At 58.4% G+C, this 14,196-nt stretch carries 12 protein-coding genes; 10 read left to right on the plus strand and 2 right to left on the minus strand.

All coding sequences use genetic code 11. The annotated features are described in order from the left end of the window. The first annotated feature begins 81 nt into the window (after positions 1–81). Positions 82–486 (plus strand): ferric iron uptake transcriptional regulator, encoded by a 405-nt coding sequence (gene fur / locus ACIPL2_RS30545; protein WP_003197684.1) that lies wholly within the window; start codon positions 82–84, stop codon positions 484–486. A 75-nt stretch (positions 487–561) separates the two neighbouring features. On the opposite strand, the gene recN is transcribed toward fur, so the two are convergent. Continuing rightward, positions 562–2,235 carry a DNA repair protein RecN gene (gene recN / locus ACIPL2_RS30550; protein ID WP_401363214.1) on the minus strand — a complete coding sequence of 558 codons (1,674 nt, stop codon included), beginning with the start codon at positions 2,233–2,235 and terminating at the stop codon, positions 562–564. A gap of 240 nt (positions 2,236–2,475) precedes the next feature. Between recN and grpE the strand changes: the two genes are divergently transcribed. The 8 genes from grpE (at position 2,476) to ACIPL2_RS30590 (ending at position 12,947) form a co-directional block, all read left to right on the plus strand. After that, a complete protein-coding gene (grpE, locus tag ACIPL2_RS30555) occupies positions 2,476–3,042 on the plus strand; it encodes a nucleotide exchange factor GrpE (RefSeq protein ID WP_401363216.1) in 567 nt (188 codons plus the stop codon). A 102-nt stretch (positions 3,043–3,144) separates the two neighbouring features. Then, positions 3,145–5,061: a molecular chaperone DnaK gene (dnaK, locus tag ACIPL2_RS30560; protein WP_401363219.1), complete on the plus strand. Its 1,917-nt coding sequence runs from the start codon at positions 3,145–3,147 to the stop codon at positions 5,059–5,061. A 297-nt stretch (positions 5,062–5,358) separates the two neighbouring features. Then, positions 5,359–6,483 carry a molecular chaperone DnaJ gene (dnaJ, locus tag ACIPL2_RS30565; RefSeq protein WP_401363222.1) on the plus strand — a complete coding sequence of 375 codons (1,125 nt, stop codon included), beginning with the start codon at positions 5,359–5,361 and terminating at the stop codon, positions 6,481–6,483. Between the two features lie 9 nt (positions 6,484–6,492). Beyond that, positions 6,493–7,299 carry a 4-hydroxy-tetrahydrodipicolinate reductase gene (gene dapB / locus ACIPL2_RS30570; protein WP_401363225.1) on the plus strand — a complete coding sequence of 269 codons (807 nt, stop codon included), beginning with the start codon at positions 6,493–6,495 and terminating at the stop codon, positions 7,297–7,299. 259 nt (positions 7,300–7,558) lie between these two features. Next, positions 7,559–8,695 carry a glutamine-hydrolyzing carbamoyl-phosphate synthase small subunit gene (gene carA, locus ACIPL2_RS30575; protein WP_401363228.1) on the plus strand — a complete coding sequence of 379 codons (1,137 nt, stop codon included), beginning with the start codon at positions 7,559–7,561 and terminating at the stop codon, positions 8,693–8,695. Between the two features lie 118 nt (positions 8,696–8,813). Continuing rightward, positions 8,814–12,035, plus strand: coding sequence for a carbamoyl-phosphate synthase large subunit (carB, locus tag ACIPL2_RS30580; protein WP_401363231.1), 3,222 nt, complete (start codon positions 8,814–8,816; stop codon positions 12,033–12,035). A 2-nt stretch (positions 12,036–12,037) separates the two neighbouring features. After that, positions 12,038–12,514 carry a transcription elongation factor GreA gene (gene greA, locus ACIPL2_RS30585; protein ID WP_033058235.1) on the plus strand — a complete coding sequence of 159 codons (477 nt, stop codon included), beginning with the start codon at positions 12,038–12,040 and terminating at the stop codon, positions 12,512–12,514. A gap of 28 nt (positions 12,515–12,542) precedes the next feature. Then, on the plus strand, positions 12,543–12,947 hold the full coding sequence (locus ACIPL2_RS30590) for an MFS transporter (protein WP_401363234.1): 405 nt from the start codon (positions 12,543–12,545) through the stop codon (positions 12,945–12,947). Positions 12,948–12,956: 9 nt separating this feature from the next. On the opposite strand, the gene ACIPL2_RS30595 is transcribed toward ACIPL2_RS30590, so the two are convergent. Further along, positions 12,957–13,265, minus strand: coding sequence for a YhbY family RNA-binding protein (locus ACIPL2_RS30595; protein ID WP_059403182.1), 309 nt, complete (start codon positions 13,263–13,265; stop codon positions 12,957–12,959). Between the two features lie 105 nt (positions 13,266–13,370). Between ACIPL2_RS30595 and rlmE the strand changes: the two genes are divergently transcribed. Next, complete coding sequence (gene rlmE, locus ACIPL2_RS30600) at positions 13,371–14,000, plus strand: 23S rRNA (uridine(2552)-2'-O)-methyltransferase RlmE (protein ID WP_401363239.1); 630 nt, start codon at positions 13,371–13,373, stop codon at positions 13,998–14,000. The last annotated feature ends 196 nt before the right edge of the window (positions 14,001–14,196 follow it).

Consider the following 14,196-nt stretch of genomic DNA (forward strand, 5'->3'; position numbering starts at 1 on the left):
CTATCTTGGCTGGGACAACGTAAACGCCGATCAAACCCGCATTAAGAGAAGCTGCGAAGCAGCATCGCGAGAAAGCTGACCATGGTTGAAAATAGCGAACTACGCAAAGCCGGCCTCAAAGTGACCCTTCCACGGGTCAAAATTCTGCAAATGCTCGATTCCGCCGAGCAACGCCACATGAGTGCCGAGGACGTCTACAAGGCGCTGATGGAGGCTGGTGAGGACGTCGGTCTGGCCACGGTTTACCGTGTTCTGACTCAGTTCGAGGCAGCTGGCCTTGTGGTGCGGCACAACTTCGACGGAGGCCATGCGGTCTTCGAGCTGGACGACGGCAAGCATCACGACCATATGGTCAACGTCGAAACCAGTGAAGTGATCGAATTCTTCGACGAAGAAATCGAGCGCCTGCAGAAAGCCATCGTCGACAAGTATGGCTTCGAGATGGTTGATCACAACCTTGTACTGTACGTGCGCAAGAAAAAGTAAGCATGTCGCGCGAACCTGAGGTTCGCGAAACGAGCGAAGGCGACCCCAGGGTCGCCTTCGTGCTTTCTGCCAGTGTTAAATTTTTGCGGTGACGACCATCTTCTTGGCGTGAGCCAGGGATTCCTTGGTGAGGTCGATGCCTCCGAGCATCCGTGCCACTTCTTCGACACGCTCGTTCTTGCTCAGCTTGGAAACGGCGGTGTGAGTCGCCTCTTCGCCGCGCACCTTGTGCACAAATAGATGTTGATGACCTTGGGCTGCCACTTGCGGCAAGTGGGTCACCGTCAACACCTGTCCGCGTTCCCCCAGTCGGCGCAGCAATTGGCCGACGATCTCGGCGGTCGGACCGCCGATACCCACGTCCACTTCGTCGAACACCAAGGTCGGTACGCGAGAGGTCTGCGCAGTGATCACCTGAATAGCCAGGCTGATTCGCGACAGCTCGCCGCCCGAGGCTACTTTGGCCAAGGCTTTTAATGGCTGGCCGGGGTTGGCGCTCACCAACAGTTCTACTTGTTCGAGCCCGTTGGGCAGCAGCTCATTGCTGCTGTTCGGGCGCAGTTCGATGGTGAAACGACCACCGGGCATGCCCAGTCGCTGGATTTCCTGCTCCACGGCACTGGCCAGGCTGCTCGACGCTTGATGGCGCAAATCGCTTAGTTCGCGAGCCTTCTCCTGATAATGGCGGGCATAAGAGGCGAGCTCATCGCTCAGTCGCTCGATGGACTCGTCATTGGCATTCAGGGTTTCGATTTCATCCAGCAGGCGTTGCTGCATCTCGGCGACTTCGGTTGGCTGGATCCGGTGTTTACGCGCCATGGTGTAGATCGCATCGAGGCGTTCTTCCAGGTATTGCAGGCGTGCCGGGTCGGCATCGAAGTTATCAAGGAAGCGGTTCAGTTCGCCTACGGCTTCTTCGACCTGGATCTGCGCGCTGGTCAGCAGGCTGCTGGCTTCGCCCAGTGCGCCGATCGAGTTGTTGACGCTCGATAAGCGATTGAGGCTGGCCGTGAGGGCATTCAAGACATTGCCGGAATCACTTTCGCTGCATTGCTCGACGACTTGCCGGCAGATGCCCAGCAGGGTTTCGGCGTTCGTCAGGTTCTTGTGTTCCTGTTCGAGCTGCTCCAGCTCGTTTTCGCCGAGGCCGAGGTTTTCCAGTTCTTCGAGTTGATAGCTGAGCAATTGGTGGCGAGCGCGTTGCTCGTCACCGGAATTGGAGAGGCGTTCCAGTTCCTGGCGAGTCTGGCGCCAGCGTTGGGCGGCCAGTTGTACCTGGCGGGCAAGGTCGGTGGCACCGGCGTATTCATCGAGCAAGCGCCGGTGCGTGTCGGTCTTGAGCAGGGATTGGTGTTCATGCTGGCTGTGGATATCGATCAGCAATTCGCCCAGGGCCTTGAGATCGCCAAGCGGGCAGGGCGTGCCATTGATGTAGCCGCGCGAACGGCCTTCGGCGGTGATCACCCGGCGCAGGATGCAGGGGCCGTCACTTTCGAGATCGCGCTCGGCCAGCCAGGCGCTGGCTTCCGGGATATCGACCAGGTCGAAGGTAGCCAGGATATCGGCCTTGTCCGCGCCGGGGCGGACCACGCCGCTGTCGGCGCGATCGCCCAGGGTCAGGCCCAGGGCGTCGAGCATGATCGACTTGCCGGCGCCGGTTTCCCCAGTGATCACGCTCATCCCGCGATCGAGTTCAAGATCGAGATGTTCAACGATGGCGTAGTTATGTACGGACAGGTGCACCAGCATAAAGGCCGCTCCCAGGCTTTAGGTCTGGTTATTTATACAGTGTTTTGTTTCTGGCTGACAATGCCCTGCCTTAGCTCGATTTGCTTGATCCGACGAAAGCCTTAGTTCGGTGAGGAATGACAATGCAGCGCTTTTTGTAGGGTTAATCACAACAAACCCCTTGAAGCTCGATTTTGCGGCCCCATATAGCTGGGCAGAAGCGCGAGTTGAGCTCGCGGACGATATTGAAAGGAGAAATCTATGGCTGACGAACAGACAGTGGATACGCAAAATCTAGACGCCAACCAGGGCCCCGAGGCTTCGGGCGAAGACCTGGCGGCTCGTGTACAAGTGCTCGAAGAGCAACTGGCAGGCGCACAGGATCAGGCTTTGCGTGTTGCCGCCGATCTGCAGAACGTCCGCCGTCGCGCCGAGCAGGATGTCGAAAAGGCTCACAAGTTCGCGCTGGAAAAATTCGCCGGCGACCTGTTGCCGATCATCGACAGCCTGGAGCGTGGCCTGGAGTTGTCCAACCCGGATGACGAAAGCATCCGCCCAATGCGCGAAGGCATCGAGCTGACCCTGAAAATGTTCCAGGACACCCTGAAGCGTTATCAGCTGGAAGCGATCGATCCGCACGGCGAACCGTTCAATGCCGTGCATCACCAGGCGATGGCCATGCAGGAAAGCGCCGACGTCGAGCCGAACAGCGTCCTGAAGGTGTTCCAGAAGGGCTATCAGCTCAACGGTCGCCTGCTGCGCCCGGCCATGGTTGTGGTCAGCAAGGCCCCTGCGCCAGTTTCGCCTTCGATTGACGAGCAGGCTTGAAATTAGCCGCAAGGCCCCCATTTAGAAGTCAAGCGTTTAAGTGCTACCGCAGTTAGCCACCACTGCTGCGGCAACCAAATCCAAAGTTTCGGGAGAGTGAACATGGGCAAAATTATCGGTATCGACCTGGGGACTACCAACTCCTGCGTCTCCGTGCTTGAAAACGGCGTAGCCAAAGTTATTGAAAACGCCGAAGGCGCGCGTACCACGCCGTCGATCATCGCTTACGCCAACGATGGCGAAATCCTCGTGGGCCAGTCGGCCAAGCGTCAGGCTGTGACCAATCCGCATAACACCCTGTACGCGGTGAAGCGTCTGATCGGTCGTAAGTTCGACGAAGAAGTCGTACAGAAAGACATCAAGATGGTTCCTTACAAAATCGCCAAGGCTGACAACGGTGATGCGTGGGTAGAAGTGAACGGCCAGAAAATGTCGCCGCCACAAATCTCGGCTGAAATTCTGAAGAAAATGAAGAAGACCGCCGAAGACTACCTCGGCGAGCCAGTGACCGAAGCGGTGATCACCGTTCCGGCCTACTTCAACGACAGCCAGCGTCAAGCCACTAAAGATGCCGGCCGCATCGCTGGCCTGGACGTAAAACGTATTATCAACGAACCAACCGCAGCTGCTCTGGCTTACGGTATGGACAAGGCGAAAGGCGATCACACCGTGATCGTTTACGACCTGGGCGGCGGTACTTTCGACGTTTCGGTTATCGAAATCGCTGAAGTCGATGGCGAGCACCAGTTCGAAGTATTGGCCACCAACGGTGACACGTTCCTGGGCGGTGAAGACTTTGACATTCGTCTGATCGACTACCTCGTTGACGAATTCAAGAAAGAAAGCGGCATGAACCTTAAAGGTGACCCGCTGGCCATGCAGCGCCTGAAAGAAGCCGCTGAAAAAGCCAAGATCGAATTGTCTTCGAGCCTGCAGACCGACGTGAACCTGCCGTACATCACTGCAGACGCCACCGGTCCTAAGCACTTGAACGTGAAAATCTCCCGCGCCAAGCTCGAAGCGCTGGTTGAAGATCTGGTTCAGCGCACCATCGAACCTTGCCGCATCGCGCTGAAAGACTCCGGCATTGACGTTGGCGCGATCAACGACGTGATCCTGGTAGGCGGTCAGACCCGTATGCCACTGGTTCAGAAGCTGGTGACCGAGTTCTTCGGTAAAGAAGCACGTAAAGACGTGAACCCGGACGAAGCCGTTGCCATGGGTGCTGCGATCCAGGGCGCCGTATTGGCTGGCGACGTGAAAGACGTTCTGCTGCTCGACGTCAGCCCGCTGACCCTGGGTATCGAAACCATGGGTGGCGTGATGACCGCGCTGATCGAGAAAAACACCACGATTCCTACCAAGAAATCGCAAGTGTTCTCGACGGCCGACGACAACCAGGGCGCAGTGACCATTCACGTGCTGCAAGGTGAGCGTAAGCAAGCCGCACAGAACAAGTCCCTGGGCAAGTTCGACCTGGCCGAGATTCCACCAGCACCACGTGGCGTGCCACAAATCGAAGTGACCTTCGACATCGACGCCAACGGCATTCTGCACGTAGGCGCCAAAGACAAGGCCACCGGCAAGACTCAGTCGATCGTGATCAAGGCCAACTCCGGTCTGTCCGAGGAAGAAATTCAGCAGATGATTCGCGATGCTGAAGCCAACGTCGACGCCGATCGCCAGTTCGAAGAGCTGGCAACCGCTCGCAACCAGGGCGATGCGCTGGTTCACTCGACTCGCAAAATGGTCGCAGACGCTGGCGATAAAGTGACTGCTGAAGAGAAGACTGCAATCGAAGCGGCTGTTGTTGCTCTGGAAGCCGCCGTTAAAGGCGACGACAAGGCTGCAATCGAAGCCAAGGTTGAAGAGCTGTCGAAAGTCTCCGCTCCAGTGGCGCAGAAGATGTACGCCGAACAAGCTCAGCCTGCTGAAGGCGCTGCACCGCACGAAGAGAAAGCTGAAAAAGCAGACGACGTTGTCGATGCCGAGTTCGAAGAAGTCAAAGACCACAAGTAAGTTGTTGGTCGGCCGGTTGACTGCCTTTAGGCGGTGACTGGTAGGATGTCGCCGCGCGGGAGCCTGCTCCCGCGTTGGCGTGTCTGGAGTACACGAATTTTTACAGCATGCGACAGCGTTCGGATGTTGATGGTATGGCCGAAGATGCTCCTGCTTTTCGAGCCGACAGTACCGCATCGAATCAAAGACCAGGATCGTTGAATTGACGTGAGTTGGGTCCGGGCCTGTATTGGGGCTCAACGAGTTTGGCAAGGCTCAGGAGAGGTTTGCCGGACGTCCTTAAGAGTGCAAAGACTTATGGCAAAGCGTGACTATTACGAAGTATTGGGTGTTGAGCGCGGCTCAAGCGAAGCGGACCTGAAAAAGGCCTACCGTCGCCTGGCGATGAAGCACCACCCGGACCGTAATCCCGATGACAAAGCATCGGAAGAGATGTTCAAGGAGGCCAACGAGGCCTACGAAGTGCTGTCCGATTCCAGCAAGCGCGCGGCCTACGACCAATACGGTCATGCCGGTGTCGACCCGAGCATGGGTGGTGGCGGTGCCGGGTTTGGCGGTCAGAATTTCTCCGACATCTTTGGCGATGTCTTCAGTGACTTCTTCGGTGGCGGTCGCGGCGGTGCCCGTGGCGGCGCTCAGCGCGGCAGCGACCTGCGCTACACCCTGGAGCTGAACCTGGAAGAAGCGGTGCGCGGTACCACCGTGAATATCCGTGTTCCGACACTGGTCAACTGCAAGCCGTGCGACGGTTCGGGTGCCAAGAAAGGCTCCTCGCCGGTTACCTGCCCGACGTGCGGCGGTATCGGCCAGGTGCGCATGCAGCAAGGCTTTTTCTCGGTGCAGCAGACCTGCCCACGCTGCCATGGCCAGGGCAAGATCATTTCCGACCCCTGCAATTCCTGCAACGGCGAAGGCCGTGTCGAAGAGTACAAGACCCTGTCGGTGAAAGTGCCGGCCGGAGTCGATACCGGTGACCGCATTCGCCTGTCTGGCGAAGGCGAGGCGGGGGCTCAGGGTGGGCCGACTGGCGACCTGTACGTGGTGATCAATGTGCGCGAGCACGCGATCTTCCAGCGTGACGGCAAGCACCTGTTCTGCGAAGTGCCCATCAGCTTCGTCGACGCTGCATTGGGCGGCGAGCTGGAGATTCCGACCCTTGATGGTCGAGTCAAACTGAAAATCCCTGAAGGGACTCAGACCGGCAAGCAGTTCCGTGTACGTGGCAAGGGCGTTGCGCCAGTGCGTGGCGGCGGTGCTGGCGACCTGATGTGTCGCGTGGCGGTTGAAACCCCGGTCAACCTGGGTCGTCGTCAGCGCGAACTGCTGGAAGAGTTCCGCAGCTCGCTGGAAGACGACAACAGTCATTCGCCGAAAACCACCGGTTGGTTCGAAGGCGTGAAGCGCTTCTTCGGCGATTTGTAAGGAGTGAGCATGCGACGTATAGCTGTGATGGGCGCTGCTGGACGCATGGGCAAAATCCTGGTCGAGGCCGTGCAGCAGCGCGCGCCGTTGACCGGTCTGACGGCGGCGATTGTGCGCCCCGGCAGCACGCTAATTGGTGTGGATGCCGGTGAGCTGGCGTCGCTCGGACGCATCGGCGTGCCGTTGTCCGGTCATGTCGAAGCAGTGGCTGATGAGTTCGACGTGTTGATCGACTTTACGCTGCCGGAAGTCATGCTGAAAAACCTGGCGTTCTGTCGCAAGGCGGGCAAGGCCATGGTGATTGGCACGACCGGGTTGGACGCTGCGCAGAAGCAGTTGCTGGCCGAGGCGGGCAAGGACATTCCGATCGTGTTCGCGGCCAATTTCAGTGTGGGTGTGAACCTGTCGCTGAAGCTGCTCGACATGGCTGCTCGCGTGCTGGGTGATGAGGCGGACATCGAAATCATCGAGGCTCACCACCGGCACAAGATTGACGCGCCTTCGGGCACGGCGTTGCGCATGGGCGAAGTGATCGCCAGTGCGCTGGATCGCGATCTGCAGAAAGTCGCGGTCTACGGGCGTGAAGGCCACACCGGTGCGCGTGAGCGTGAAACGATCGGTTTCGCCACTGTGCGCGGCGGTGATGTGGTCGGCGATCATACGGTGCTGTTCGCCTGTGAAGGTGAGCGCCTCGAAATCACGCACAAGGCTTCAAGTCGCATGACCTTCGCCAAGGGCGCGGTACGTGCCGCGTTGTGGCTGGAGGGTCGTGAAGCAGGTCTTTACGACATGCAAGACGTGCTCGATTTGCGTTAAGATGCGCCCGAAATCGGGCTCGAACCCAGCGTTTGAGCCCGGTTTTACCCCGCCAAGCGACGTCCTGTCGCATTCTCCGGCCTTTAAGGCTCATTGGCGGTAGACCAAAAATGCCTTTTTCTGTAAGCTACAGCTTTAGTGTGTCCACTAAAAGCGCGCAGAATTATTCGGTGAAGAAGCGGGGTGACGTGTCCATACGTCACTCCGCTTTTTTACAACCTGCGATCGCCCTTTCAGGCTTTATTTACGGGAGGTCTTCTTGACTAAGCCAGCCATACTCGCCCTTGCTGATGGCAGCATTTTTCGCGGCGAAGCCATTGGAGCCGACGGTCAAACCGTTGGTGAGGTGGTGTTCAACACCGCCATGACCGGCTATCAGGAAATCCTTACCGATCCTTCCTACGCCCAACAGATCGTTACCCTGACTTACCCGCACATCGGCAACACCGGTACTACACCGGAAGACGCCGAGTCCGACCGCGTATGGTCCGCTGGCCTGGTCATCCGTGACCTGCCACTGGTGGCGAGCAACTGGCGTAACACGATGTCCCTGTCCGACTACCTGAAAGCCAACAACGTTGTGGCAATCGCCGGTATCGACACCCGCCGCCTGACACGCATCCTGCGTGAAAAAGGCGCACAGAACGGCTGCATCATGGCCGGTGACAACATTTCCGCAGAAGCCGCCATCGCCGCCGCCCAGGGCTTCCCTGGTCTGAAAGGCATGGACCTGGCGAAAGTCGTCAGCACCAAAGAGAAGTACGAGTGGCGCTCGACTGTCTGGGACTTGAAGACCGACAGCCACGCGACCATCGACGCCTCCGAGCTGCCGTACCACGTGGTGGCCTACGACTACGGCGTCAAACTGAACATCCTGCGCATGCTGGTCGCGCGCGGTTGCCGCGTGACCGTGGTGCCGGCCCAAACGACCGCTGCTGAAGCGTTGGCCCTGAAGCCGGACGGCGTGTTCCTGTCCAACGGCCCTGGTGACCCGGAGCCTTGCGACTACGCGATCCAGGCGATCAAGGATGTGCTGGAAACCGAGATTCCGGTCTTCGGTATCTGCCTCGGTCACCAACTGCTGGCCCTGGCCTCCGGCGCCAAGACCCTGAAAATGGGTCACGGCCACCACGGTGCCAACCACCCGGTCCAGGACCTGGACAGCGGTGTGGTAATGATCACCAGCCAGAACCACGGTTTTGCGGTAGACGAAACGACCCTGCCAGCCAACGTTCGCGCGATCCACAAATCGCTGTTCGACGGCACCCTGCAAGGCATCGAACTTACCGACAAGAGCGCCTTCAGCTTCCAGGGTCACCCTGAAGCCAGCCCTGGCCCGAACGACGTAGCGCCATTGTTCGATCGCTTCATCAACGAAATGGCCAAGCGACGCTAATCGCTCGCCTTGATGTTGCAGAGCTTGAGGGCGGTCCCGATATCGGCGGCCCCCTCAAGGCTTCACAGATTGAACAAGACGGCTTGCCGACTGACCTGCGGATTTGAGTGACAAACCCATGCCAAAACGTACAGACATAAAAAGCATCCTGATTCTCGGCGCTGGCCCGATCGTGATCGGCCAGGCCTGCGAATTCGACTACTCCGGCGCCCAGGCCAGTAAAGCCCTGCGCGAAGAGGGTTACCGCGTCATCCTGGTGAACTCCAACCCAGCGACCATCATGACCGACCCGGACATGGCCGACGCGACCTACATCGAGCCGATCAAGTGGCAGACCGTTGCCAAGATCATTGAAAAAGAGCGTCCAGACGCGCTGCTGCCAACCATGGGCGGCCAGACTGCGCTGAACTGCGCACTGGATCTGGAGCGTGAAGGCGTTCTGGAGAAGTTCGGCGTAGAGATGATCGGCGCCAACGCTGACACCATCGACAAGGCTGAAGACCGTTCGCGCTTCGACAAGGCGATGAAGTCCATCGGCCTGGATTGCCCGCGCTCCGGTATCGCCCACAGCATGGAAGAGGCCAATGCGGTCCTCGAAAAGCTCGGCTTCCCGTGCATCATCCGTCCGTCCTTCACCATGGGCGGCACCGGTGGCGGTATCGCTTACAACCGTGAAGAGTTCGAAGAAATCTGCGCCCGCGGTCTCGACCTGTCGCCGACCAAAGAGCTGCTGATCGACGAATCCCTGATCGGCTGGAAAGAATACGAGATGGAGGTTGTTCGCGATAAGAAGGACAACTGCATCATCGTTTGCTCGATCGAAAACTTTGACCCGATGGGCGTGCACACCGGTGACTCGATCACCGTGGCTCCGGCACAAACCCTGACGGACAAGGAATACCAGATCATGCGTAACGCCTCCCTGGCGGTACTGCGTGAGATCGGCGTTGAAACCGGCGGCTCCAACGTTCAGTTCGGCATCTGCCCGGACACCGGCCGTATGGTCGTGATCGAGATGAACCCGCGTGTTTCCCGCTCTTCGGCACTGGCCTCGAAAGCCACTGGTTTCCCGATCGCGCGTATCGCTGCCAAGCTGGCGATCGGCTACACCCTGGACGAGTTGCAGAACGAAATCACCGGCGGCGCGACGCCTGCGTCTTTCGAGCCGTCGATCGACTACGTCGTCACCAAGCTGCCACGTTTCGCCTTCGAAAAATTCCCGAAAGCCGACGCACGCCTGACCACTCAAATGAAGTCGGTCGGTGAAGTCATGGCCATCGGCCGGACCTTCCAGGAATCCCTGCAGAAAGCCCTGCGCGGTCTGGAAGTGGGCGTTTGCGGTCTGGACGAGAAGCTCGACCTGAGCAGCCCGGAAAGCATGAGCGTGCTCAAGCGCGAGCTGACCGTGCCGGGCGCCGAGCGTATCTGGTACGTGGCTGACGCCTTCCGCGCCGGCCTGTCGGTCGAAGACATCTTCGGCATGAACATGATCGACCCGTGGTTCCTGGTACAGATCGAAGACCTGATCAAGGAAGAAGAGAAGGTCAAGACCCTGGGTCTGGCCAGCATCGACCGCGACGTGATGTTCCGCCTCAAGCGCAAAGGCTTCTCCGACATGCGTCTGGCCAAGCTGCTGGGCGTCACCGAGAAGGCGCTGCGTCGCCACCGTCACAAGCTCGAGATCTTCCCGGTCTACAAGCGCGTTGACACCTGCGCGGCCGAGTTCGCCACCGACACTGCCTACATGTACTCGACTTACGAGGAAGAGTGCGAAGCCGCGCCATCGGGCCGCGACAAGATCATGATCCTCGGCGGCGGTCCAAACCGTATCGGCCAGGGCATCGAGTTTGACTACTGCTGCGTACACGCGGCGCTGGCGCTGCGCGAAGACGGTTACGAGACCATCATGGTCAACTGCAACCCGGAAACCGTCTCCACCGACTACGACACCTCCGATCGCCTGTACTTCGAGCCAGTGACCCTGGAAGACGTGCTGGAAATCTGCCGCGTCGAGAAGCCCAAAGGCGTGATCGTCCAGTACGGCGGCCAGACCCCGCTGAAACTGGCGCGTGCCCTGGAAGAAGCTGGCGTACCGATCATCGGTACCAGCCCTGACGCCATCGACCGCGCTGAAGACCGCGAGCGCTTCCAGCAAATGGTTGAGCGCCTGAACCTGCGCCAGCCGCCAAACGCCACCGTGCGCAGCGAAGACGAAGCGATTCGTGCTGCCGCCAAGATCGGTTACCCGCTGGTGGTGCGTCCATCCTATGTACTGGGCGGTCGTGCGATGGAAATCGTCTACGAAGAAGAAGAACTCAAGCGCTACCTGCGTGACGCGGTGAAAGTGTCCAACGACAGCCCGGTGCTGCTTGACCACTTCCTCAACTGCGCCATCGAAATGGACGTGGATGCGGTGTGCGACGGCACCGACGTGGTGATCGGCGCAATCATGCAGCACATCGAGCAGGCCGGCGTTCACTCCGGTGACTCCGCGTGCTCCCTGCCGCCGTACTCGCTGCCGGCGCACATCCAGGACGAGATGCGCGAACAGGTCAAGAAAATGGCCCTGGAACTGGGCGTTGTCGGCCTGATGAACGTTCAGTTGGCGCTGCAAGGCGAAGACATCTACGTCATCGAAGTCAACCCGCGCGCTTCCCGTACCGTACCGTTCGTGTCCAAGTGCATCGGTGTTTCCCTGGCGATGATCGCAGCGCGTGTGATGGCCGGTAAAACCCTGAAGGAAATCGGCTTCACCAAAGAGATCATCCCGAACTTCTACAGCGTGAAAGAGGCGGTGTTCCCATTCGCCAAATTCCCTGGTGTGGACCCGATCCTGGGCCCGGAGATGAAGTCCACCGGTGAAGTGATGGGCGTGGGCGACACCTTCGGCGAAGCCTTCGCCAAGGCTCAAATGGGCGCCAGCGAAGTGCTGCCTACCGGCGGTACCGCGTTTATCAGCGTGCGTGACGATGACAAGCCACTGGTTGCAGGCGTGGCCCGTGATCTGATCAACTTGGGTTTCGAAGTGGTCGCCACGGCCGGTACTGCCAAGCTGATTGAAGCCGCAGGCCTGAAAGTGCGTCGTGTGAACAAGGTGACCGAAGGTCGTCCGCACGTGGTCGACATGATCAAGAATGACGAAGTCACCTTGATCATCAACACCACCGAAGGCCGTCAGTCGATCGCTGACTCCTATTCCATTCGTCGTAATGCCTTGCAGCACAAGATCTACTGCACCACCACCATTGCTGCTGGCGAAGCCATCTGCGAAGCGCTGAAGTTCGGTCCCGAGAAGACCGTACGCCGCTTGCAGGATCTACACGCAGGATTGAAGGCATGAGCATAACCAAGTACCCAATGACCGTTCAGGGCGCCAAAGCCCTGGAAGAAGAACACGCTCACCTGACCAAGGTCGTCCGTCCGAAGCTTAGCCAGGACATCGGGACGGCCCGCGAGTTGGGTGACTTGAAGGAAAACGCCGAATACCACGCTGCTCGCGAGCAGCAAGGTATGGTCGAGGCGCGGATCCGTGACATCGAAGGCCGCATGCAGAATGCGGTCATCATCGATGTCACGACCATTCCTCACACCGGCAAAGTGATTTTCGGCACCACCGTTGAAATCGCCAACGTCGAGACGGATGAAAGCGTCACTTACCACATCGTGGGTGAGGATGAGGCTGACTTCAAACTCGGCAAGATTTCGGTCGGTTCGCCACTGGCCCGCGCCTTGATTGCCAAGGAAGAGGGTGATGTGGTTGCCGTGAAAACGCCAGGTGGCGTTATCGAGTACGAGATTGTCGAAGTCCGCCACATCTAAACAGCGGCGCCCGCTACGTGCGGGCGCCATGTTTTGGCAACTGACTCAGATGTTGTGGGTGGGCGGCCTGTGGCTGTTACACATTGGTCTGCTGCCGGTGCTGGGCCAGATTGGCCTGGCGCCGCTGCTGATCGACGAAGTTGCAGGCATGCTGAATGCGCTGATGGTGGGATTCGCCGCAGTGTGTGTGATTTTTCAGGCTTTGGTGCTGGTTCAGGCCGAGGGCCTTGTCAGTCTATGGCGCGATATTCGTGGGCAACTGCTGCTGATGGCGCTGTATGCGTGCGGGATGTTTTTCGCGGTGCGCTTCGGCTGGCCGGATGCGGTGCGTTGGCAGGTGTTCAGCTACCTGGTGCTGGGTTTTTCCGGGTTGGTGCTGGTGTTGCAACCGGTGCCTGGATGGAGCGGCAGGGTGCGCGAAGCACACCCTTGACCCTTGTCATTACTTGAAGCGATGAACGTTCGACAGCTGCTTGTTGACGCTGAAGTTCTTGCGGTAAATCAGTGCCATCTTGCCGATGACTTGAACCAGATCCGCTTTGCCGACCTTGCAAAGTTCTGCAACGGACGCCAGGCGCGATTCGCGATCGAGGATGTTGAGCTTGATTTTAATCAGCTCGTGATCCGCCAAAGCGCGTTCGAGTTCGGCTAACACACCTTCAGTCAAACCGTTGTCAGCCACGATCAAAACCGGTTTCAGATGGTGGCCAATGGATTTGTACTGTTTCTTCTGCTCTTGAGTGAGCGGCATAATCTGACCCCTGCGTCTGATCTTGTAAAAAGCGGCGGCCAGTTTACCCGAGCGAGTCCGGGACCGCCCAGTTAATCACGACCCGTTTTATTTTCGAGGTGGCCCGTGGCCCGTTCCAAGACAAGCCTTAAATGGCTGCAAAGACATGTCAATGATCCCTATGTGAAGCAGGCGCAGAAGGATGGCTACCGCTCGCGTGCGAGTTACAAACTTCTGGAGGTCCAGGAGAAATACAAACTGATCCGTCCCGGCATGAGCGTTGTGGACCTGGGTGCGGCGCCAGGGGGCTGGTCGCAGGTGACTAGCCGTCTGATCGGTGGTGAGGGGCGTCTGATCGCCTCGGACATTCTGGAAATGGACAGTATTCCGGACGTGACTTTCATTCAGGGTGACTTCACCGAGGACGAAGTGCTCGCGCGGATCCTTGAAGCCGTAGGTAATTCGCAGGTGGACCTTGTGATTTCCGATATGGCCCCCAATATGAGTGGTACGCCTGAAGTGGACATGCCAAAAGCCATGTTTCTTTGCGAGCTGGCGCTTGATTTGGCGGAACGGATACTCAAGCCCGGTGGTAATTTCGTGATCAAGATTTTTCAGGGCGAAGGGTTTGATGTGTACCTGAAGGAGGCTCGTCGGAAATTCGACAAGATCCAGATGATCAAGCCAGACTCTTCTCGTGGCAGTTCCCGGGAGCAATACATGCTGGCTTGGGGTTACCGCGGGCGTAGTGAGTAAAACGAGGTTTTTTGGCGGGGCGATAGGTTTTTCGTATTTCGCCTCGTGAGCATTAGCGAATATCGTGTAGAAAGTGTTTCACAAAGGGTTACAGACGGCGCCTGCCAGAGTCGTAGGTAATGTAGTAAGTTAGGCCGGTGAATATCATGCGAAGCGCGCGCCATTAGCGGAGCTTGCTTCAGAGGGTAGTTAATTG

Origin of the sequence: Pseudomonas sp. NPDC086251, assembly GCF_044746405.1 — a bacterium.
Lineage (GTDB): Bacteria > Pseudomonadota > Gammaproteobacteria > Pseudomonadales > Pseudomonadaceae > Aquipseudomonas.